18 protein-coding genes are annotated in these 20,803 nt (G+C 69.3%); 11 read left to right on the top strand and 7 right to left on the bottom strand.

The window, feature by feature from the left end:
* Position 1: 1 nt before the first annotated feature.
* From ACIGEP_RS14390 to ACIGEP_RS14370, 5 genes are all read left to right on the top strand, one after another.
* Positions 2-1,045 (top strand): ABC transporter ATP-binding protein, encoded by a 1,044-nt coding sequence (locus tag ACIGEP_RS14390; RefSeq protein ID WP_396662316.1) that lies wholly within the window; start codon positions 2-4, stop codon positions 1,043-1,045.
* A complete protein-coding gene (locus ACIGEP_RS14385; protein ID WP_396662315.1) occupies positions 1,042-2,103 on the top strand; it encodes an ABC transporter ATP-binding protein in 1,062 nt (353 codons plus the stop codon). The genes ACIGEP_RS14390 and ACIGEP_RS14385 overlap by 4 nt, the downstream gene beginning before the upstream one ends.
* The gene (locus ACIGEP_RS14380; RefSeq protein WP_396662314.1) at positions 2,100-3,161 is read left to right on the top strand and encodes a LacI family DNA-binding transcriptional regulator; all 1,062 of its coding nucleotides are present in this window, start codon (positions 2,100-2,102) and stop codon (positions 3,159-3,161) included. Before ACIGEP_RS14385 ends, ACIGEP_RS14380 begins: the two co-directional genes overlap by 4 nt.
* Positions 3,161-4,771 (top strand): FAD-dependent oxidoreductase, encoded by a 1,611-nt coding sequence (locus ACIGEP_RS14375; RefSeq protein ID WP_396662313.1) that lies wholly within the window; start codon positions 3,161-3,163, stop codon positions 4,769-4,771. Before ACIGEP_RS14380 ends, ACIGEP_RS14375 begins: the two co-directional genes overlap by 1 nt.
* Before the next feature lie 93 nt (positions 4,772-4,864).
* Positions 4,865-6,370 carry a cellulase family glycosylhydrolase gene (locus ACIGEP_RS14370; protein ID WP_396662312.1) on the top strand — a complete coding sequence of 502 codons (1,506 nt, stop codon included), beginning with the start codon at positions 4,865-4,867 and terminating at the stop codon, positions 6,368-6,370.
* A gap of 24 nt (positions 6,371-6,394) precedes the next feature.
* Here ACIGEP_RS14370 and ACIGEP_RS14365 read toward each other — a convergent pair whose 3' ends face one another.
* The 6 genes from ACIGEP_RS14365 to ACIGEP_RS14340 all read right to left on the bottom strand — a co-directional run bounded on the left by ACIGEP_RS14365 (position 6,395) and on the right by ACIGEP_RS14340 (position 13,306).
* Entirely contained in the window at positions 6,395-6,871 is a 477-nt protein-coding gene (locus tag ACIGEP_RS14365; protein ID WP_396662311.1) for a MarR family winged helix-turn-helix transcriptional regulator, read from the bottom strand.
* Positions 6,872-6,881: 10 nt separating this feature from the next.
* Positions 6,882-8,561, bottom strand: a complete 1,680-nt coding sequence (locus ACIGEP_RS14360; protein WP_396662310.1) for an MDR family MFS transporter — start codon at positions 8,559-8,561, stop codon at positions 6,882-6,884.
* A gap of 130 nt (positions 8,562-8,691) precedes the next feature.
* Positions 8,692-9,369: a YqaJ viral recombinase family protein gene (locus ACIGEP_RS14355; protein WP_396662309.1), complete on the bottom strand. Its 678-nt coding sequence runs from the start codon at positions 9,367-9,369 to the stop codon at positions 8,692-8,694.
* A gap of 64 nt (positions 9,370-9,433) precedes the next feature.
* Complete coding sequence (locus tag ACIGEP_RS14350) at positions 9,434-10,612, bottom strand: ROK family protein (protein ID WP_396662308.1); 1,179 nt, start codon at positions 10,610-10,612, stop codon at positions 9,434-9,436.
* Positions 10,613-10,721: 109 nt separating this feature from the next.
* The gene (locus tag ACIGEP_RS14345; protein ID WP_396662307.1) at positions 10,722-11,789 is read right to left on the bottom strand and encodes an ABC transporter permease; all 1,068 of its coding nucleotides are present in this window, start codon (positions 11,787-11,789) and stop codon (positions 10,722-10,724) included.
* On the bottom strand, positions 11,786-13,306 hold the full coding sequence (locus ACIGEP_RS14340; RefSeq protein WP_396662306.1) for a sugar ABC transporter ATP-binding protein: 1,521 nt from the start codon (positions 13,304-13,306) through the stop codon (positions 11,786-11,788). Before ACIGEP_RS14340 ends, ACIGEP_RS14345 begins: the two co-directional genes overlap by 4 nt.
* Before the next feature lie 274 nt (positions 13,307-13,580).
* Between ACIGEP_RS14340 and ACIGEP_RS14335 the strand changes: the two genes are divergently transcribed.
* The 6 genes from ACIGEP_RS14335 to rplL all read left to right on the top strand — a co-directional run bounded on the left by ACIGEP_RS14335 (position 13,581) and on the right by rplL (position 19,437).
* A complete protein-coding gene (locus tag ACIGEP_RS14335; protein ID WP_396662305.1) occupies positions 13,581-14,627 on the top strand; it encodes a substrate-binding domain-containing protein in 1,047 nt (348 codons plus the stop codon).
* 82 nt (positions 14,628-14,709) lie between these two features.
* Entirely contained in the window at positions 14,710-15,855 is a 1,146-nt protein-coding gene (locus tag ACIGEP_RS14330) for a Gfo/Idh/MocA family protein (RefSeq protein WP_396662613.1), read from the top strand.
* 34 nt (positions 15,856-15,889) lie between these two features.
* Positions 15,890-16,894, top strand: coding sequence for a sugar phosphate isomerase/epimerase family protein (locus ACIGEP_RS14325; protein ID WP_396662304.1), 1,005 nt, complete (start codon positions 15,890-15,892; stop codon positions 16,892-16,894).
* A gap of 247 nt (positions 16,895-17,141) precedes the next feature.
* On the top strand, positions 17,142-18,119 hold the full coding sequence (locus ACIGEP_RS14320) for a hypothetical protein (RefSeq protein WP_396662303.1): 978 nt from the start codon (positions 17,142-17,144) through the stop codon (positions 18,117-18,119).
* Between the two features lie 398 nt (positions 18,120-18,517).
* The gene (gene rplJ / locus ACIGEP_RS14315; RefSeq protein ID WP_396662302.1) at positions 18,518-19,006 is read left to right on the top strand and encodes a 50S ribosomal protein L10; all 489 of its coding nucleotides are present in this window, start codon (positions 18,518-18,520) and stop codon (positions 19,004-19,006) included.
* A gap of 50 nt (positions 19,007-19,056) precedes the next feature.
* A complete protein-coding gene (gene rplL, locus ACIGEP_RS14310) occupies positions 19,057-19,437 on the top strand; it encodes a 50S ribosomal protein L7/L12 (protein ID WP_018186979.1) in 381 nt (126 codons plus the stop codon).
* Positions 19,438-19,513: 76 nt separating this feature from the next.
* Here the strand turns inward: rplL and ACIGEP_RS14305 are convergent, their stop codons facing one another.
* Positions 19,514-20,554 carry a LacI family DNA-binding transcriptional regulator gene (locus tag ACIGEP_RS14305; RefSeq protein WP_396662301.1) on the bottom strand — a complete coding sequence of 347 codons (1,041 nt, stop codon included), beginning with the start codon at positions 20,552-20,554 and terminating at the stop codon, positions 19,514-19,516.
* Positions 20,555-20,803 lie beyond the last annotated feature (249 nt).

Genomic DNA, 20,803 nt, shown 5'->3' with positions numbered 1-20,803 from the left:
GATGAGCCTCACCACCGACGTCCGCACTCCCGGCATCCAACCGTCCGGCGGAGCGGGAGACGCACTCCTGGAGGTGAGCGGGCTGACCGTCGAGTACGCCTCGGCGGGAGCTCCCACCCGCGCCTGCTCCGACATCTCCTTCACCCTCGGCCGCGGCGAGATCCTCGGCGTCGTCGGCGAGTCAGGATCGGGCAAGTCCACGCTGATCACGGCGCTCACCCGGCTGCAGCGTCCGCCGGCGGTCACGACGGCGGGCAGCATCCGCTACCGCCCGCGCGACCGCGGGGAGGCGATCGACCTCGTCACCCTCACCCCGAAGGCGCTGCGGGGCCTCCGCTGGACCCGGATGTCGATCGTGCTGCAGAGCGCGATGGACGCCCTCAATCCGGTCATGCGCCTCGGGGCGCAGTTCGTCGACGTGCTCCGGACGCACGACCGTCGGATGTCGCGCGCCGCCGCGTGGGACGAGGCGCGTCGTCTGCTCGGCCTCGTCGGCATCTCGGCCGACCGGGTGCGGAGCTACCCGCACGAGCTGTCCGGAGGGATGCGGCAGCGCGCCACGATCGCCCTCGCCCTCGCCTGCCGGCCGGAGCTGATCGTCATGGACGAGCCGACGACCGCGGTCGATGTCGTCATGCAGCGGCAGATCCTCGCGCAGGTGCTGCGCCTGCGACGGGAGTTCGGGTTCGCGGTGGTCTTCGTCACGCACGACCTGTCGCTCCTGCTCGAACTCGCCGACCGTATTGCGGTGATGTACGGCGGACGGATCGTCGAGCTCGCCCCCGCGCGCGACGTCTACCACTCGCCCCGGCACCCGTACACGAAGGGGCTCCGGGACTCCTTCCCGCCCCTCCACGCCACATCGACCCGACTCGAGGGCATTCCGGGCACGCCTCCCGACCTGCGCGCACTGCCCCCGGGGTGCGCCTTCGCGGATCGCTGCCCCGCCGTCATGGACCGATGCCGCACCGAGCTTCCGCTGCTGCAGCCCGTGGGCGACACGATCGTCGCCTGTCATCTTCACGACGAGGAGGTGCCCGCATGAGCGAGGCGGTCCTGGAGGCGGTCGACGTCTCGAAGCACTTCACGGTCGCGGGGACCGTCGGGTCGTCGCAGGTGGTGCGCGCCGTCGAGGGTGCCAGCATCCGCCTGCGTCCCGGCCGCATCACGGCGGTGGTCGGCGAGAGCGGCAGCGGCAAGACGACACTCGCCCGCATGCTCGCGCGGTTCTACGAGCCGACCTCGGGCGAGATCATCCTCGACGGCACCCCGGTGCGGGCCGGCGGCGATGTCGAGAAGGCGTACCGCAAGGACGTCCAGCTGATCTTCCAAGACCCTTTCGGCTCCCTGAACCCGCTCCACCGGGTGCGCCACAACCTCGACCGGGCACTCCGGCTGCACCATCGGTCCGGCTCCAAGGCCGAGCACGAAGAGCGGATGCTGGCGCTGCTGGAGCGGGTGAGCCTCAGCCCCGCGCGGGACTACATCGACAAGTTCCCGCACGAGCTGTCGGGCGGACAGCGTCAACGCGTCGTCATCGCGCGCGCGCTCGCCGTCGAGCCGCGCGTGCTGCTCGGCGACGAGCCGATCTCGATGCTCGATGTGTCGATCCGTCTCGAGATGTTGAACCTCCTCGACAGGCTGTGCCGCGAGGACGGGCTCGCGATGCTCTACATCACGCATGACATCGCCAGTGCCCGCTACCTCTGCGACGACATCGTGGTCATGTACGCCGGTCAGATGGTCGAGGCCGGTCCGAAGGATGAGGTCATCTCGAACCCGCAGCATCCGTACACGAAGCTGCTCGTCGAGTCGTCCCCGGATCCCCACCGCGGGGTCACCGGCGACCGCGACGAGATCTTCGGCACGGCGGACGACCTGGGTGAGCCGCCGAGCCTCATAGATCCGCCGGACGGCTGCCGCTTCCACCCTCGCTGTCCGTTCGCGATGGCGCAGTGCCGCACCGAGGCGCCGCCGCGGATGCAGCGCGAGGACGGCCACTGGTCGGACTGCTGGCTCCATCCGGCAGGCCGAGCCGACCTGCTCCAGACCGCCTCGATGACCGCCCTCATCTCCCGACGCACCGCAGAGGACCCCTCATGACCGATCTCCCCGACCGTCCCGTGCGCGGGCGTCCCGCCCGACAGTCCGACGTCGCGCGGCTCGCCGGCGTCTCGCAATCTGCCGTCTCCCGCGTCATCAGCGGGGACGCGTCGGCCGCCCGGATCCCGGAGGACACGCGTCGCCGCGTCCGCGAGGCGATCGCGACCCTCGGCTACGTCCCGAACCCCATCGCGCGCAACCTCCGCGGCAAGCGGACCCAGCTCCTCGGTGTCCACACCTTCGAGGCGCTGTTCCCGCACGCGCGGGAGTCGTTCTACTTCGAGTTCCTCCTCGGCATCGAGGAGCGCGCCGAGGAGAGCCGGCACGACCTGGTCCTGTTCAGTTCGACCGGCGACGGCGCCGGCGGGCGGCGCATCTACCGCGACGAGACGAACCGGCTCACGATCGCCGACGGCAGCATCCTGCTCGGCATGGCGGCCGACCGCGACGAGCTCGCCCGTCTCTGGCACGACGGGTACCCCTTCGTGCACATCGGTCGACGCGAGGTGCCGGGGGCACCGTTCCCGTGCATCGTGCCCGACTACTGGGCCGCGGCATCCGAGATCGTCGAACGGCTGCACGGCCTCGGTCATCGCCGGCTCGTGTACGTGCGCGATTCGATCGGCGGCGAACCGTACGAGGACCGGCGTTCCGGCTATCGCGAGGCCGTTGAACGGCTGCGGATCCAGGACGACTCGCCGGGGTACTTGGCCGAGCAGGCGGGGCTGTCCGACGTCGTCGTCGACGCCCTCGCCGACGGGAGGGCCACCGCCGCGGTGGTGGAGTCGGAGCGCATCGCCGCGACCCTCCGCCGCCGACTCGCCGACCGCGGCGTGTCGATCCCCGGTGACGTGTCGGTCGCCGTCCTGGAGGACACCGCGGCATCCGAGGTCACCTGGAGCGACCTGCGCATTCCGCGCAAGGAGATCGGGCGCATCGCCGTCGACCGGCTGATCGCGATGATCTCGGATCCCGACGCGCCCCGCGAGAGCGCTCTCGTGCCGTGCACCCATGTGCTCGGGGCGACCGTGGCCCCGGTGCGAGGGAGTGTCGCCTGATGCGGCATCCGGACCTGCTCATCGTCGGCGGCGGGACGAGCGGCGTCGCCGCCGCGCTCACCGCACTGCGCCTGGGCCTGCGGGTCGTCCTGACGGAGGAGACCGACTGGCTGGGCGGTCAGCTGACGGCGCAAGCGGTGCCTCCGGACGAGAACGCCTGGATCGAGTCGGCCGACGCCCCGCCGGGCTACGCCGAGTTCCGGAACCGGGTGCGCGACTACTATCGCCGGAACTATCCGCTGACGGCGTCTGCAGCCGCCGACCCACGGCTCGACCCCGGTATCGGCATCGTGAGCCGGATGTGCCACGAGCCGCGCGTCGCCGCGGCGGTCATCGACGAGATGGTGGCGCCGTGGCTGACGTCCGGGCGCCTCGAGGTGATGCGCGAGCACCGCCCGGTGCACGTCGAGACGGCGGGCGACCGCATCCGCTCCGTCACCGTGCGCGGACCGCGCGGCGACCGAACCCTCACAGCCCCGCTCGTCGTCGACGCGACCGAGCTGGGGGAGCTGCTGGCGCTCGGAGGGATCGAGCACACGATCGGCGCCGAAGGCCGGGACGACACCGGCGAACTGCATGCCCCGGCCGAGGCCGACCCCGCCGATCAGCAGGCGGTGTCATGGTGCTTCGCCCTCGAGCACCGCCCGGGCGAGGATCACACCGGGGACAAGCCCGCCAGGTACGACCACTGGCGCACCCACGTCGACCCGTTCTGGCCCGGTCCGCAGTTGTCGTGGGTCGACGTCGAGCCGATCGGTCTGCGCGTGCGCACCCGACCGATCTTTCAGCTCCGGCCGACCCCGGACGTGCCGTTCGACCTCTGGCGGTTCCGCCGCGTCATCGCCGCGCAGAACTTCCGGGAGGGCACGATCGACTCCGACGTCTCGCTCGTCAACTGGCCGCAGATCGACTACTGGGAGGCGCCGCTGCTCGGGGTGACCGAGGATGCCGCGGCTCAGGCGCTCCGCGCGAGCAAGGAGCTCTCGGCATCCTTCCTCCACTGGATGCAGACCGAGGCACCGCGTGAGGACGGCGGGCAGGGATATCCGGGGCTCCGGCTGCGGGGCGATGTCACCGGGACCGACGACGGGTACGCGAAATCCGTGTACGTCCGCGAGTCGCGGCGGGCGCTGACGGAGTTCCGCGTGCTGGAACAGCATGTGGGCGTCGAGGCTCGCGGCGCGGGTGCCGGCAGTGCGCTCTTCGCCGACAGCGTCGGTCTCGGGCACTACCGCATCGACCTCCACCCGAGCACCGCCGGACGCACCTATGTCGACATCGAGTCGTATCCGTTCCAGATCCCGCTCGGCGCCCTGTTGCCGGTGCGCGTGGACAACCTGCTCCCCGCGGGCAAGAACATCGGCACGACGCACATCACCAACGGCTGCTACCGGCTCCATCCCGTGGAGTGGAGCATCGGCGAGGCCATCGGTGCGCTGGCGGCGTTCGCGACCGAGCGACGGATGCCGCCGCGCGCCGTGCGCGCCGACGAGACCCTGCTGGCGGACTACCAGCGCCTGCTCAGCGACACCCTCGGGATCAGCCTGCGCTGGCCCGAAGCGGTGCGCACCCACCACTGGGTCCCCGAGGCGGAGAGGACGCGGGTGTGAGGGGTCGCTGAGGCGACGGTGAGTGAGCTCCCGGCGACGGAGCCGGGGATGTCGGCGGCGACGAGGCCGCCGACGGATCGGAAAGGGAAGACCATGACACGATCTCCGCTCCGCGCGCGACGCGTGCGGGCAACGACCGGCGCCATCGCCGCCGCCCTCCTCTGGGCGCTCGGCGCGCCCGCGGTCGCCTCGGCGACGGCGGCGCCTCCGGGAGGTGAGGTCGCCGAGGCGGCGGCCGCGGCATCCGCTCCGCTCCCGGCACTCCAGGTGCAGGGCAACCAGGTGCTCGACGCGACCGGCGCGCCGGCGGACCTGCGCGGGGTCTCGATCCTCGCTCCCGAGCAGAACGACCTCTGCGAGTACTGCAACATCAAGCCGACGTCGGAGCTGATCGACATCGCGGCGGCGTGGAACACCCGTGCGCTACGGCTCCCGGTGACCGAGATCGGGGCGACGACGGACCTCGCCGCCTACGACGCCCAGTACATCGCCCCGTACGTCGATCAGGCCGTCGACCTCGGCATGTACGTCATCGTCGATCTGCACCTCGTCCGCGACTACGGGGATGCCGCCGGTGCCGTCCCGCGTTCGACGGTGGAACGGTTCTGGGACTACATCGCGCCGCGCTACGGCGCGAACCCCAACGTGATCTTCGAGGTCTTCAACGAGCCGATCAACCCGGCGAACTGGAGCACGTGGAAGGCCTACATCCAGCCGGTCGTGGACGGCATCCGCGAGACCGCACCCGACACGCTCCTGCTCATGGGTTCGCCGCAGTGGAGCACGATGCTCAACGGCGCGCTCACCGACCCGATCGACGACGACAACACCGCGTACGTCTATCACCTCTACCCCAACCAGGGAGCTCCCACGGCGACCCTCCTGGACGGGAAGTTCGGCACCGCCGCGCAGCAGCTGCCGGTCGTCGTCACCGAGTTCGGGTGGAACCCGCCGGGCGAGTTCTCCGACTCGATCACGGCCGGCACGACGACCAACTGGGGCGTCCCGTTCCGTGCGTACATGGACGCCCGTCCATGGATCAACTGGCAGGCCTGGATCCTCGACAACTTCTGGAAGCCGCAGATGTTCGACTACGACTGGAACGTCCTCGGCGGTGAGCACCAGGGGCAGTTCATCAAGGACTGGCTGGCGGGTGAGCCGAGTGTCTCGCCGTGCGCGACGCACGACGCCGTCGGCGCCGCGGTGAGCGTGTCGTCCACCTACAGCGCGGCGTACGGCGGCGACAACCTCGTCGACGGCGACTGCTCGGATGCCGGTCGGTGGCTGTCGGCCGTGGGCGACGCGACTCCCACCGCGACCGTCACGCTCGACGCCCCGCTCGATGTGACCTCCGTGGGGGTCTACAGCGGGTTCGGTGCCGGATCCGGGACGGTCCTCGTCGACTTCACCGTCGAGGTCCACACGAGTGCCGGGTGGCAGCAGGTGGCATCCGTCACCGGCAACACGCAGGCGGCTCGCGAGATACCGATCGGGGTGGCGGGCGTCGATCAGTTGCGCTTGACCGTCACCAACCCCTCGGCATCCACGACCGAGGCGAAGATCGCTCGCGTGTACGAGCTCGCGGTCCACGCGGGCTGACCGGGGGACCGGCCCGGCGGCGGCCTACGTGGTGGGGCCGCCGTCGGGTCGCGACCCGGCGACGAGGGCGTGGAGCAGCCGGGCGAGGTTCTCGATGTCGTCGACGCGCCAGTCCTCGAGGGCTGCGAGGAGCGCGCCCTCCTGGGGGCCGCGGGCGTCAGCCAGCCGTTCCCGTCCGAGGGCGGTCGCGCTCAGCAGGCTCGAGCGACCGTCGTTGGGGTCCGGCGTGCGTTCGATCAGTCCGAGGTCCGTCAGTTCGCGGACGCTGCGGCTGAGCTGACCCTTGTCGAGGAGGAGCATCTCGGCGAGAGCCGACTGGGTGACCGGTTCGTGACGCACGATCGTCGTGAACACCTTGTAGGCGCCGGGCAGCATGCCCGGGCTCACGCGGTTCGCGTTCTCGGTGATCTTGCGTCGGAAGAGCGTGATCAGGTCGCTGAACTCGCCCTCGAGGGCCCGCACCGCGCGGGTGCGGGCCTCTCGGTCGGTCGTGGCGGACATCAGGTCCATGTTATCGACGCGCCTCGACGGCGGGCTCGTCCTCGTCGGCATCCGTGTCGACGGTCGGGACGGTGCCGGTCGCCGTCACCGCGTCCATTCCGGCGGGGACCGAGACGGTGGCGAGGTCGGCCTCCGATGCCTGGCGACGTTCGGAGGTCGTCATGGTGCTGAGGCTCCGGTTCGGCAGGAAGATGACGGCCAGGATGCTGATCACCCCGAACGGCACGGCGATGAGGAACGCGGACGAGATGCCCTGCGCATAGATGTCCTCGACGATCACGCGGAGACCCTCGGGCATGGTCGCCACGCGCGGGAGGGCGCCGGAGGCGAGCTGCTTCGCCCAGGTCGCGCCCTCGGGGCCGAGGGCGGTCAGTGCCGCGGCGATCTTCTCCTGCGCGCCCCCGAAAAGGTCCGTGACCCGTGTGGCGAGCGCGGCGCCCATGAGCGAGACACCGACCGTGCCGCCGAGGCTCCGGAAGAAGGTGACGCCCGAGCTGGCGACGCCGATCTCGGAGGGCTTGGCAGAGTTCTGCACGGCCAGGACGAGGTTCTGCATCGTCATTCCGACGCCGGCGCCGAGCAGGAACATGTACACCGAGACGAGGAAGAAGTCCGTGTCGTAGTGGATGGTCGACAGGAGCCATGCCCCCGCGGTCAGCAGGATGCTGCCCACGACGAGGTACGGCTTCCAGTGGCCGAACCGCGTGATGAGCGCGCCGACGCCGACGGACGACAGGAGCAGACCCGCGATCATCGGGATCGTCATGAGGCCCGCTTCGGTCGGGGTCGCACCGCGCGCCATCTGCATGTACTGGCCGAGGAAGACGGACGCGCCGAACATGGCGATGCCCGTGGCGATCGAGGCGACGACGGCGAGGGTGAAGGTGCGGTCGCGGAAGAGGGTCAGCGGCACGAGCGGCTCGGCGGTGCGCAGCTCGACGATCACGAAGAGCACCGCGGCGACGAGGGCGCCCCCGACCATGAGGATGGTCTCGATACCCCACCAGTCGAAGCTGGAGCCGGCGCTCGTGACCCAGACGAGCAGGAGCGAGACCGCGGTCGACAGCAGCACGATGCCGAGGTAGTCGATCCGGGGACGGCGGGTGCTGGCGGTGGAGTGCGGAAGGGTGCGCTGCACCATGAGGAGCGCGGCGACGGCGACCGGGAGCGACACGAAGAAGTTCCAGCGCCAGCCGAACGCGTCGGTGATGACCCCGCCCAGCAGCGGGCCGCCGACGGTGGCGACGGCCATGACGGCGCCGAACAGTCCCATGTAACGGCCGCGCTCGCGCGGGCTGATGATGTCCGCCATGAGCACCTGGCTGAGGGCGGCGAGGCCGCCGGCGCCGAGGCCCTGCACGGCGCGGAAGGCGATGAGCGTGCCGGGGTCCTGCGCGAACCCGGCGGCGGCGGTCGCGAGCACGAAGATGACGAGGGCGATCTGGTAGAGCGCCTTGCGGTTCACGAGGTCGGCCAGTTTGCCCCAGATCGGCGTCGAGATCGCGGTGGTGAGGAGCGTCGCCGTCACCACCCAGGTGAAGGCGCCCTGGTCGCCCTGGAGGTCGTGGATGATCACGGGCAGCGACGTCGAGACGACGGTCGAGGCGATCATCGACACGAACATGCCGAGGAGGAGCCCCGAGAGCGGAGCGAGGACCCGGCGCGGTGCGGTGGGGGTCGAGGTGGACATACGACTCCTGTTAGATGATTCAGGTCAACAATTGATTGAAGTCAACTATATGCCTGAACTTGATACGCGTCAACTATCTGGATGAGAGCGCGCCGATCGTCGCCCGTAGCCGGGCGAGAGTGAGGGCGCGTCAGTCCGCGAAGGCGAGCGCGCGGAAGATGTCGCGCTCGCGCAGCTGCTCGCGACGGCTGACCGGCGCGGCCGTCTCGCGCACCGGCGGTGTCTTGCCCGTCGTGCGGCGGTAGAGCTCGTCGATCAGGGCGGTGGCCAGGCGCACGAGCGAGCCGATCTCGGCCTCGTCGCGATCGATCCACGCGCACCGCGGCTCGTCCCGCAGGGGAACGAAGTCCTGGTGCTCCTCCCAGACGACGAGGGTGCGCTCGGCGCCCAGGACGTGCTGCTGCCACCACACCTGACGCAGATAGGTGCGGGGGATCGACTTCCACGTCTTGTTCGTCGTCTTGATCTCGGCGAGCGTGACGCGGCCGGCGGCATCCACCATGATCCCGTCAGGGGTCGCGAGGTGCCGCTTCTCGATCTCCGCGTGGAACAGCGCAGACGAGGGGCGGATGCCGTGGGTCGCCGCAACCCACGCGGCGATCTCGGGCTCGCGACGCCGACCGTGGTCGGTGTAGGCGTTGCCGCTGAATCCGGAGCCGTTGAGTTTGGCCTCGGCTGCCCGCGCGATCGCCTTCTCGCTCGTGAGGGCGGCGACGTCGGTCGCAGTGATGCCGCGGGACCGTGCCCGCATCCAGGCCACCCGGTCGCGGGAGTCCGCGACGATCCGGGCGGCGAGTTCGGGGGTCACCCGTCGATCCTAAGTCGCCCCTCCCGCGCGACGGACCCGACCCGCCGAGTGCCCGCCCGTGCGGTCAGACGGCCGCGACGCCGGCGGCCAGCACGTCGCGCGAGAGCGCATGCTCGACGGCGAGGATGCTGGCGCCCAGCACACCGGCTTCCGCGCCCGTCGCGGACTGCACGATCGACAGGTGGGCCGTCGCCAGCGGTGCGGAGCGGGCATACACGACCTCGCGCACTCCGGCGATCAGGTGCTCGCCGACGCGCGCCATCGACCCGCCGATGGCGATGACCGACGGATTGACGAGGCTCACGCAGGTCGTGAGCACCTCGCCGATGTCGCGTCCGGCCTGCCGAACGGCTTGGATCGCGTGCACGTTGCCGTGCTTGACGAGGTCGACGACGTCGCTGCCTGTACGTGCCTCCACGCCGATCCCCCGCAGGCTCCGCGCTATCGCGGGACCGGAGGCGAGCGCCTCGAGGCACCCGCGGTTGCCGCAGGTGCACGGCACGTCCCCGCCCCGTGCGATGTGGACGTGGCCGATGTCGCCGGCGACCCCCTGTGCGCCCCGCTGGAGATGTCCGTCGGAGATGAGACCCGCGCCGATACCCGTCGCGATCTTGACGAAGAGGAGGTTGTCCACCGACGGCCACGCCGTCGCGCGTTCGCCGAGAGCCATCGTGTTGACGTCGTTGTCGACCAGCACCGGCACGGGGATGTGCGCCTGCAACCACCCGGGGATGTCGAACCCGTCCCACCCCGGCATGATCGGCGGGGTGGACGGCTTGCCGCTCGAATGCTCGACCGGTCCCGGCACACCGATGCCGACGGCCGCAACGGCGGCGTCGTCGCGACCGACCTGGGTGAGCAGGCGACGGGCTCCATCGAGGAGCCAGGACAGCACGGCATCCGGTCCGTCGGCGATGTCGATCGGCTCCGACGACTCCGCGAGGATCGTCCCCGCCAGGTCGGCGATCGCCACCGTCGCGTGGGACGCGCCCAGGTCGGCCGCGATGACCACCCGGGCAGCGGGATTGAGGGCGAACTGCGACGGCGGTCGCCCGCCGGTCGACACCTTGTCCGCGACCGCCGTGATCAGTCCCATCCGCATCAGTTCATCGACTCTCGCGGCGATCGTCGACCGCGCGAGCCCCGTGGACTTCGCGAGCTCTGCCCGCGTGCGCGGCACGCCGTCGCGGAGCAGTTGGAAGAGCTCGCTGACGCCGCTGGCGAGGGAGGGGGAGTCTGTCATCGGGCCACTTCTTCCAAGTCCTGCTGCGCGCGGTCGTATCTCCTGCGTCCGTCAATTGTCCCCCGGTGATCCTGCGGATCCGCTCATGTGACGCCGGGGGGCCGGGGGCTCAGGACGAGCGCCCGGCGGGCCGTGCGAATCGCTGCTGCAGGAGCACCGCCACGACGATGATGACGCCCTTCGCGACGGCCTGGACCGACGACGTGAGGTTGTTCTGGATGAACACATTGGTCAGCGTCTGGAAGATCAGGACACCCAGCACCGTGCCCGTGATGGTTCCGCGCCCGCCGATCAGGAGGGTTCCACCGACGACGACGGCCGCGATCGCGTCCAGCTCGTAGAGCTGGCCGTTCACCGAGGTCCCCGCGGTCGTGCGACCGAGGATCATCACACCGGCGATGCCCGCGCAGAGTCCGGACAACGCGTACAGGTACAGCACGTGACGCTTGACGTTGATGCCCGCCAATCGGGCCGCCTCGCGGTTGCCGCCGATCGCGACCGTGCGTCGTCCGAACGTCGTCCGGTTCAACAGGACCCAGCCGAGGACGGAGACCACCAGGAAGATCCAGATGAGCATGTCGACGCCGAGGATGTCGAGGTTCATGAAGGTGATGAACTCCCGCTGACCGCCGACCTGCAGGGTGCGGCGATCGGCGAGGATCTCTGCGAGACCCCGGGCGCCCACCAGCATGGCGAGGGTCGCCATGAAGGCGACGACGTTGCCGTAGGCGATGACGATGCCGTTGAGCAGCCCCGCGAACACGCCGACCGCGAGGGCGACGAGGACCATCACGATCCAGTGGGTCTGATCGGCGAGGTCCTGCACGGCGGCGAGGGCGCCCACCACGGAGGCGAGGCCCAGCACGGAGCCGACGGACAGGTCGATCCCGCCCGCGATGATGACGAGCGTCATCCCGATGCTGATCACCCCGACGATCGATGCCTGACGGAGGATGACCATGATGTTCGACAGGCCGAGGAATGTGTCCGGGGCCGTGACGGCCCCCACGATGACGAGGACGAGCAGGGCCAGGACGAGGCCGAGGTTGCGCCCGACGGATCCGGAGAGGATGCGGCGCCACATCGGTGCGTCCTCAGTGGTGACGGTCGAGGTCGTCGCCGCGGGCTCTGTCGGGGTGAGGGGAGTGTCCGCCCCCGTGGTGGTCTGCTCGCTCACGCGGCGGTTCCTTTCATGACGAGGTCGAGCACGCCGTGCTCGTCGATCTGGGTGGAGGGGGCGGCGGAGAGGATGCGTCCCTCCGCGACGACGAGGACGGTGTCGGACAGGCCGATCACCTCCTCGATCTCGCTCGAGACGATCACGACGGCGTTGCCGTCGGCTGCCAGCCGCCTGATGAGCGCATAGATCTCCGCCCGGGCGCCGACGTCGACGCCGCGCGTCGGTTCGTCGAGCAGGAGGACCCGGGTTCCGTGCACGAGCCACCGGGCGAGCAGGATCTTCTGCTGGTTCCCACCGGAGAGTGTCCGTGCCGGACGGTCGGGGTCAGCGGGTCGGAGCTCGAGGGCCTCGATCTGCTGCCGGGCGGCGGCCCGCTCCGCTCGGAAGTCCAAGAAGCCCGCGCGGGCGAATCGCGGGATGGAGGGAAGGCTCACGTTCATCGCGATCGGCTCGTCCAGGACCAGCCCCTGGCTCTTGCGTTCCTCGGGCGAGAGTCCGACGCCGGCCGCGACAGCGTCGACGACCGACCCCCGCCGAAGCCTCCGACCGGCCACCGAGACGGTGCCCGACGTCGCCCGGCGGGCGCCGTAGACGGTTTCGAGGATCTCGGAGCGCCCCGATCCGACGAGCCCGGCGAGCCCGACGACCTCGCCGGCGCGCACCTGGAACGACACATCCTCGAAGACACCGCGCAGCGACAGTCCCTCGACGTCGAGGATGACGGGGGCGTCGGCGGGGAGGGGAGCGGCGGGAGGGAACACGTTCGCGACCTCGCGGCCGGTCATCAACCGGATCAGCTCGGGGGTGGGGGTGTCCGCCACGGGGAGTCCGGTCGCGGTCGTCCGGCCGTCCTTCAGAACCGTGATCCGGTCGCCGATCTGGCGGATCTCCTCGAGACGGTGGGTGATGTAGACCACGGCGATGCCGGCGGAGGTGAGCTCGCGGACGACGCCGAACAGATTCTGGACCTCGTGCGTGTCGAGGACCGCCGACGGCTCGTCCATGATGATCAGCTTCACGTCGTGCGAGAGCGCGCGGGCCATCGCGACGATCTGCTTGTTGGCGGCGCTCAGCTGGCCCACCTCGAGGTGGGGCGAGAGGCCGCCGTGCCCCAACCGGCGGAGGAGCTCACGGGTCCGGGCGGCGGCTTCGCCGCGCCGGGAGAACCCGGCCCGGGACAGTTCGTGACCGAGGAAGATGTTCTCCGCGATGGTCAAGCCGTCGACGACGTCGAGCTCCTGATACATCGTCGCGATCCCCATCGCGAGCCCGGCATCCGGGTCGGGGATCTCGACGACCTCGCCTGACCACCGGATCTCGCCGTCGTCCGGTCGGTGCACACCCGCGAGCGTCTTGATGAGCGTCGACTTTCCGGCGCCGTTCTGACCGAGGATGCAGTGGACCTCGCCGGCACGGACCTGCAGGTCGACGCCGCGCAGCGCGCGAACGCCGGCGAAGGACTTCGTGACTCCGCGGACGTCGAGTAATGACGAATCATGGTCAACTTTGATCACGCGGTGAACATAACATGCCGCCTTCGTGGTGCGCGAGGTCCGTCGTGGACTCAACGCGGCGAAAGGGTCGAGCAGCTCGCGATGCGTGCCGCCGCTTTTTCCCGGAATCGCCCGCCACGAACTTTTGCCGACAAAAAATCAAAAGTTGACTAAACCAACATTTCTTCTGTTAGGTTCATCCCGTCAGCGCTGACCCTCCTCGTGTGCGTACTCGAAACCGAGAGATGCGTTGACCTCTTCACACCAGAGCTGCATCACATTCAAGGAGGAAGACATGCGCTCACGCATGACCGCCCGGACGCGCCTCGTCCTGACCGGCGTCGCCGCCGCAGCCGCCATCGGTCTGCTGGCGGGTTGTACGGGTACCGGCGCCGATGAGGACAGCGTCGTCGACCAGGGAACCTCGGCCGAGGAAAACGCCGAAACCGGCGACACCGTCACGATCGGCTTCTCGGGACCCGCCGCCGACCACGGCTGGCTCGGCGCCATCAACTCCGGCGCCGCCGACGCCGCCGCCAGCTTCGACGACGTCGAGCTGAAGACCGCGGAGGGGACCAACGATCCCATCGCCCAGATCGCTGCCGTCGAGACGTTCGTCAACGACGGCGTCGACGCCATCGTCCTGCTGCCCACCGACGGTGCCGCCCTCACCGAGGCCGCCATCGCCGCCATGGAAGCGGGCATCCCCGTCATCAACGTCGACCGCGAGTTCTCCAGCCCGTTCGCGGCTCGCGCGACGATCCTCGGCGACAACTACGGCATGGGAGTCTCGGCGGGTACCTACATCTGCGGGCAACTCGAGGGGCAGTCGGACGCCGTCGTGGCCGAGATCGCCGGCATCGACTCGCTGCCGCTGACGCAGGACCGCTCGCAGGGCTTCAAGGATGCGCTCGAAGACTGCGGGCTCGAGGTATCCGCTCGCGTCGCGGCCGACTTCACCGTGGCCGGTGGCGAGTCGGCGGCATCCCAGCTGCTGTCGGCCAACCCGAAGATCGATGCGATCTGGAACCACGACGACGACCAGGGCATCGGTGTCATGGCCGCCATCGACTCGGCCGGGCGCGACGAGTTCTTCATGATGGGTGGCGCCGGTAGCAAGGCGGCCATGGAAGCCATCAAGGAGGACAACACCGTGCTGAAGGCGACCGTCATCTACCCGTCGACCCAGGCGGCGGACGGTGTCGCCCTGGCACGCCTGATCGCCCAGAACAAGACGCTCGGGGACATCATCACCCCCGGCATCCCGAACCGGATCGTCCTCGATGCACCGGTCGTGACCAAGGACAACGTCGACCAGTACATCGACCTCTCGTTCGAGTGATCATCGAAGGGGGCGCCCGGTGCGTGGGCGCCCCCACCAGCTCCGAGAGGACACCGACATGACGGACACACTGCGGGTCGCGATGATCGGCCACGGTTTCATGGGGGCCGCCCATTCACAGGGCTGGCGGGTTGCGCCGAGGTTCTTCGACCTGCCGCTCGATCCCGTCATGCAGGTCGTGACCGGGCGTGACGCGGACGCGACCGCCGCAGCGGCGGCGAAGTGGGGGTGGTCGGAGTCCGCCACCGATTGGCGGTCCACGATCGCCCGCGACGACATCCACGTCGTCGACATCGTCACCCCCGGCGACACCCACGCCGAGATCGCGATCGCCGCGCTCGAGGCGGGCAAGCACGTGCTCTGCGAGAAGCCGCTGGCGAACTCCGTCGCCGAGGCCGAGGCGATGACGGATGCCGCGGCTCGCGCTGCGGCGCACGGCATCCGTGCCATGGTGGGCTTCACCTACCGGCGGGTCCCCGCCGCGACCTTCGCCCGCGACATGGTCGCCGCCGGCAGGATCGGCGAGGTCCGGCAGGTGCGGGCCGAATACCTCCAGGACTGGCTCATGGATCCGGAAGCGCCGATGACCTGGCGCCTCGATCGCGCGAAGGCGGGGTCGGGATCGCTCGGCGACATCGGTGCTCACGCGGTGGATCTCGCGGAGTACATCACCGGACAGACCGTCGACAGCGTCTCGGGCATCGTGGAGACACTCGTCGAGGAACGTCCCCTCCTGGGGGAGGGGATCGGGCTCTCGGGCACCGCGAGCACGGAACGAGGGCGCGTCACCGTCGACGATGTCGCGCTGTTCACCGGGCGGTTGAGCTCCGGTGCCCTCGCATCGTTTGAGGCGACGCGCTATCGGACGGGACGCAAGAACGCGCTGCGCGTAGAGGTGTCAGGGACGCGCGGCGCGCTCTCCTTCGACCTCGAGCGGCTCAACGAGCTGGACTTCTACGATGCGACCGTGCCCGGCACCGAACTCGGGTTCCGCCGCATCCTCGTCACCGAACACGACCACCCCTATCTCGCCCCGTGGTGGCCCACCGGGCACATGCTCGGCTACGAGCACGGCTTCTCGCATCAGGTCGTCGACTTCACGACGGCCATCGCCGAGGGCACCCCGCCTCGGCCGTCGTTCGCCGACGGTCTGCATGTGCAGCGCGTCCTCGACGCGGTGGAGCGCAGCTCCGCGGACCAGAGCCGCTGGGTCCGGACGAACGACTGACCGCGGGACCCCCGCATCCGAGAAAGGATCCGCAATGGCGCGACCGATCACCCTGTTCACCGGCCAGTGGGCCGACCTGCCCTTCGACGAGGTCGCGCGCCTCGCGGGGGACTGGGGGTACGACGGCCTCGAGATCGCCTGCTGGGGCGATCACCTCGACGTATCCCGGTGGGACGACGCCGCATATGTCCGCAGCCGCAAGGAGATTCTCGAGCGCAACGGGCTGCAGGTGCTCGCCATCGCCAACCACCTCGGTGGTCAGGCGGTGTGCGACGACCCGATCGATCAGCGCCACCGCGACATCCTCTCCGATCGCGTCTGGGGCGACGGTGATGCCGAGGGGGTGCGGCAGCGCGCCGCCGAGGGGATGAAGGACACCGCCCGGATGGCGGCGAAGCTCGGTGTGAAGATCGTGACCGGGTTCACCGGCTCGTCGATCTGGAAGTACCTCGCGATGTTCCCACCGGCATCCCAGGACATGGTGGACGCCGGGTACGAGGACTTCGCCGCCCGCTGGAACCCGATCCTCGACGTGTTCGACGAGGTCGGCGTGCGGTTCGCCCACGAGGTGCACCCGTCCGAGATCGCGTACGACTACTGGACCACCCACCGCGCCCTCGAGGCCATCGGCCACCGCGAGGCCTTCGGGCTGAACTGGGATCCGAGTCACATGGTGTGGCAGGACCTCGACCCTGTGTCCTTCCTCTGGGACTTCCGCGACCGCGTCATCCACGTCCACTGCAAGGACACGAAGAAGCGCCTCGGCAACGGGCGGAACGGACGGTTGTCCTCGCACCTCGCCTGGGCCGATCCGCGCCGCGGCTGGGACTTCATCTCCACCGGTCACGGCGACGTGCCGTGGAAGGACGCGTTCCGCATGCTGAACGCGATCGGCTACACCGGTCCGCTCTCGGTCGAGTGGGAGGATGCCGGAATGGACCGCCTCGTCGGAGCCCCCGAGGCGCTCGCCTTCGTCCGCCGTCTGTCGACGTACGAGCCGTCCGCCGCCGCTTTCGACGCCGCGTTCTCCTCGCACTGATCCGCGCGCCGCGCGAAGCGTGGGGTTTTGCCGAGCGCGCGCGCCGTGGCGCGGCATCCGCTCGGTCGTCCAGATCATGTTCTCGCCTCGACATCACACGCCGTGAACCGCACGAGATGTGTGTTCTCGTGCGGTGAGCATGATGTGGAGGCTTGCTTCCTCCTCCACCGTGCCGTGAACTCGTCTGCTTTTCTCCATCCAGGAGCGCGATCATCTGTGGCGAGCCAGGGTGGGCGATGCTCGCTGCATGCGCCACATCTCCTTCTCCGAAGCGCGCCGATTGACCCTCGACCGTGTCGCGTTGGAACGCGCCGGTTGGCGGTCCCGGGACATCGCGGCTGCGGTGAAGGACGGGCGGATGCGGAGGATCCAACGCAACCGGTACGTCCCAACCGAGCAGTTCGAGGACCTCTGGCCCGAGTCGCGCCACCTCGTTGAGATCGCGGCTGCTGACGCCGAACGGAGGAGCGGGACGAGCGTGTTCTCCTACCAGTCCGCGGCTGTGCTGTGGGGCCTGCCGCTCGCACGACACGTGTCCGGTGCGGTTCACATGAGCATGCCGGCGGAGGATCGGATGACCAGCCGTCCGGCGCTTCGTCGACACGCAGATCGACTTGAGTCGTCGGAGATCACCGAGCGGTTCGGCGTCCCCTGTACGACACTGGCGCGAACGCTCTGGGACGTGTGCCGAACCCTGCCCCCGTCCGCGGGTGTCGCCGCCGCCGACGCCGCTCTGCGCATGTCGCGGCTCGATCCCGACGATCCCGATGCGAGCGAGCGGTGCCGCCGGAGCGTGCTCGACATCGGTCGGCGAAAGCGCGGCTCCCGAGGTGCCGCTCGCGCCGTTGCGGTGGTCACCTTCGCCGACGGCCTCGCCGAGAGTACGGGAGAGAGCGTCGCGCGCTGGATGCTGGCCGAGCTCGGCTTCGCCCGCTTCCGGCTTCAGGTTCCGGTGCGCGGCCCGGCGGGTGCGGACTACCGCGTGGACATCGAGTTGGAGGACGAGGGTGTCTTCGTCGAGTTCGACGGCGCCGTGAAGTATCGCGACGAGTCGCTCCGAGCAGGTCGACGCATCGATGACATCCTGCTCCTGGAGAAGCAACGAGAGGACTGGATCCGAGGCGTGACACAGAAGCGCCTCGTGCGCATCGGCTGGGCAGACCTCGACACTCCGGAGATCCTCGCCGCCCGATTGGCTGCCTTCCGCGTCATACCCCGTCGCTGAGCGACCGCACGCCGCGTCGGGCCCCCGCGCCCACATCATGTGCTCGCGACGAGCGCATACCTTGTGGACCGTTCCGGGGGTGTGTTCTGGTCCAGAGCACATGATGTGGACATAGGGCGCTCCGCCCGACGCCCACGCAGAGCGGATGCCGGGATTTGGCGGGCGCGCGGGCGAGGCGTACACTTGGGCACAAGCCAAAGACCGTCGGTCATCGGCGTGCGCTCGCGCACATCGATCGAAGCTCTGCACTGCAGGGGCCCACGCAGGTGTACGACAGACTTCCGGGAAACCGGGCCCAAAGCTCCGTGCGCTTGCGCCGGAGCTTTTCTCATGCAGCCCGACCGTCGAGGTCGATGTCCCGCCACCGCGGGACGTCTCGTACACATCAAGGAGTGACCATGGCGCAGAAGGATGCATCGGTCGCCGAGCTCACGAAGAACTTCGAGAACTCGAACGCCGTCTTGCTGACCGAGTACCGCGGTCTGACGGTTGCCCAGCTCAAGCAGCTGCGCAACGACATCCGTCAGGACGCGCAGTACGCCGTGGTGAAGAACACGCTGACCAAGATCGCCGCGAACAACGCGGGGATCACGGCGCTGGACGAGGACCTCAAGGGTCCTTCGGCCGTTGCTTTCGTGCACGGTGACTTCGTCGCCACTGCCAAGGCTCTGCGTGACTTCGCCAAGGCCAACCCGCTTCTCGTGATCAAGGGCGGCATCTTCGAGGGCAACGCGCTCTCGGCCGACGAGGTCAACAAGTACGCCTCGCTCGAGAGCCGTGAGGTTCTGCTGGCGAAGGCTGCGGGCATGATGAAGGCGACGATGGGCAAGGCAGCCGCCACCATCGACGCGCTTCGCGAAAAGTTGGAGACCGCTGACGCCGCGTAAGCGACGAGCGAGCTCTTTTACACACACCCCATCTATCTAGGAGATACATCATGGCGAAGCTTTCCACCGAGGAGCTGCTCGAGCAGTTCGCCGGCCTCACCCTCGTCGAGCTCAGCGAGTTCGTGAAGGCGTTCGAGGAGAAGTTCGACGTCACCGCTGCTGCCCCCGTCGCCGTTGCCGGCGCCGGCGGTGGCGCTGCTGCTGAAGAGGTTGAGGAGAAGGACTCCTTCGACGTCATCCTCGAGGCTGCCGGCGACAAGAAGATCCAGGTCATCAAGGTCGTCCGCGAGCTCACCTCGCTCGGCCTCGGCGAGGCCAAGGCCGTCGTCGACGGTGCTCCCAAGGCCGTGCTCGAGGGCGCGAACAAGGAAGCCGCCGACAAGGCGAAGGAGGCCCTCGAGGCCGCCGGCGCGACGGTGTCCGTCAAGTAAGGTCCCCGCACCTTTCGAAGGCCTCGGATGCTTCGGCATCCGGGGCCTTCCGCCGTTCCGGAACGGATGCCGCGCGTCAGGACCAGGCGGCGTCGCGCACGGCGGCGCTCGACGACCCGGTCGGCGTGGACGTCGAGTTCCGGACGACCAGCCGGGGTCGGATGATGACGCTCGTCGGCTCGACGGCCGGATCCTCGATGTGGCGCATGAGCAGATCCACGGCTGTCGCTCCCTGTTCACGCGGCACCTGCCGCAGCGTCGTCAGCCCGAACATCTCGGCGTTCTCATGGTCGTCGATGCCGATGACGCTGAGATCGGAGGGGACGAGGATGCCGAGGCGACGCGCCGCGATGATGGCGCCGATCGCGACCTCGTCGCACGCGGCCACCAATCCCGTGGGGCGCTGCGCGGGGTCGCTCAGCAAATCGACCGCCGCGGCGTATCCGGCCGACATCGTCAGTTCGGCCGGGGTGCGGCTGATGTGATCGGCGAGGCCCGACTCGCGCATCTCGCGCTCGTACCCCTCGTATCGGGCGGACTCGACGTGCGGCCACAGGGTCGCCGACGTCCCACCGAGGAACGCGATCCGGCGATGCCCGAGCGAGATGAGGTGCGCTGTCGCGAGGGCGGCCGCGTGAGGGTCGTCGAGTGTGACCACGCTCGTGCTGCTCTGCGTCCCGATGACGCTCACGACCGGGCGACTGAGCGAGAGCAGCGTGTCGAGTTCGCTCTCGGCCGGCTCCAGGCCGACCGCGATCAGCCCGTCGAACCTCTTGCGCGTGAGGAACTCGTCGAACACACGTCGCCGGGTCTCGCTGCCCGGGTCGGCGTCGTACAGCGTCAGGTCGAGCCCCCGTTCCAGCAGAGCCTCCTGGATGCCTTCGAGGACTTCGGCGAAGAACCACCGGTTGACGTGGGGCATCACGACGCCGACATTGCGGGTGCGTCCCGTCGCGAGGCTGACGGCGCTCGTCGACGGTGTATAGCCGAGCCGACTGGCCGCCTCGTGGACGCGTCGCCGCGCGTCGGCCGACACCTGCGTGCTGCCGGTCAGCGCGCGACTGGCCGTCGCCTTCGATACGCCGGCCTCACGTGCGACGTCGGCGATGGTGCTCATCGGTCCTCCTCGACCCCGTCCGACCGTCCCCCTCGGTCGAGGAATCAGCGTAGTGGAAAACGGGGCGTTCTGGAACCGGTTCCGATCTGTGAACGTGGGAGCGATCCCACGTTCCACCGGCGGCGACACCATAACGGTTGCAGAACCTTGATATTTCGCTGTTGTGCGGAATCCGTCCAGCCAGTAGGTTGTCCTGGAATCGGTTCCCCAAGGATGCGGCCAAGGCTCCTCTGGGCGGACGATGATCCC

Origin of the sequence: Microbacterium sp. NPDC077663 (assembly GCF_044542795.1) — a bacterium.
In the GTDB taxonomy this organism is placed as follows: domain Bacteria; phylum Actinomycetota; class Actinomycetes; order Actinomycetales; family Microbacteriaceae; genus Microbacterium.
The sequence above is the reverse complement of the archived record's forward strand: the minus strand, read 5'-3'. Positions and strand labels throughout refer to the sequence as shown.

Bases quoted from the DNA above. Each gene is read 5' to 3' on its own strand.
- ACIGEP_RS14390 (WP_396662316.1), top strand. From the start codon at position 2: ATGAGCCTCACCACCGACGTCCGCACTCCCGGCATCCAACCGTCCGGC.
- ACIGEP_RS14385 (WP_396662315.1), top strand. From the start codon at position 1,042: ATGAGCGAGGCGGTCCTGGAGGCGGTCGACGTCTCGAAGCACTTCACG.
- ACIGEP_RS14380 (WP_396662314.1), top strand. From the start codon at position 2,100: ATGACCGATCTCCCCGACCGTCCCGTGCGCGGGCGTCCCGCCCGACAG.
- ACIGEP_RS14375 (WP_396662313.1), top strand. From the start codon at position 3,161: ATGCGGCATCCGGACCTGCTCATCGTCGGCGGCGGGACGAGCGGCGTC.
- ACIGEP_RS14370 (WP_396662312.1), top strand. From the start codon at position 4,865: ATGACACGATCTCCGCTCCGCGCGCGACGCGTGCGGGCAACGACCGGC.
- ACIGEP_RS14365 (WP_396662311.1), bottom strand. From the start codon at position 6,871: ATGTCCGCCACGACCGACCGAGAGGCCCGCACCCGCGCGGTGCGGGCC.
- ACIGEP_RS14360 (WP_396662310.1), bottom strand. From the start codon at position 8,561: ATGTCCACCTCGACCCCCACCGCACCGCGCCGGGTCCTCGCTCCGCTC.
- ACIGEP_RS14350 (WP_396662308.1), bottom strand. From the start codon at position 10,612: ATGACAGACTCCCCCTCCCTCGCCAGCGGCGTCAGCGAGCTCTTCCAA.
- ACIGEP_RS14335 (WP_396662305.1), top strand. From the start codon at position 13,581: ATGCGCTCACGCATGACCGCCCGGACGCGCCTCGTCCTGACCGGCGTC.
- ACIGEP_RS14330 (WP_396662613.1), top strand. From the start codon at position 14,710: ATGATCGGCCACGGTTTCATGGGGGCCGCCCATTCACAGGGCTGGCGG.
- ACIGEP_RS14325 (WP_396662304.1), top strand. From the start codon at position 15,890: ATGGCGCGACCGATCACCCTGTTCACCGGCCAGTGGGCCGACCTGCCC.
- ACIGEP_RS14320 (WP_396662303.1), top strand. From the start codon at position 17,142: ATGCGCCACATCTCCTTCTCCGAAGCGCGCCGATTGACCCTCGACCGT.
- rplJ (WP_396662302.1), top strand. From the start codon at position 18,518: ATGGCGCAGAAGGATGCATCGGTCGCCGAGCTCACGAAGAACTTCGAG.
- rplL (WP_018186979.1), top strand. From the start codon at position 19,057: ATGGCGAAGCTTTCCACCGAGGAGCTGCTCGAGCAGTTCGCCGGCCTC.
- ACIGEP_RS14305 (WP_396662301.1), bottom strand. From the start codon at position 20,554: ATGAGCACCATCGCCGACGTCGCACGTGAGGCCGGCGTATCGAAGGCG.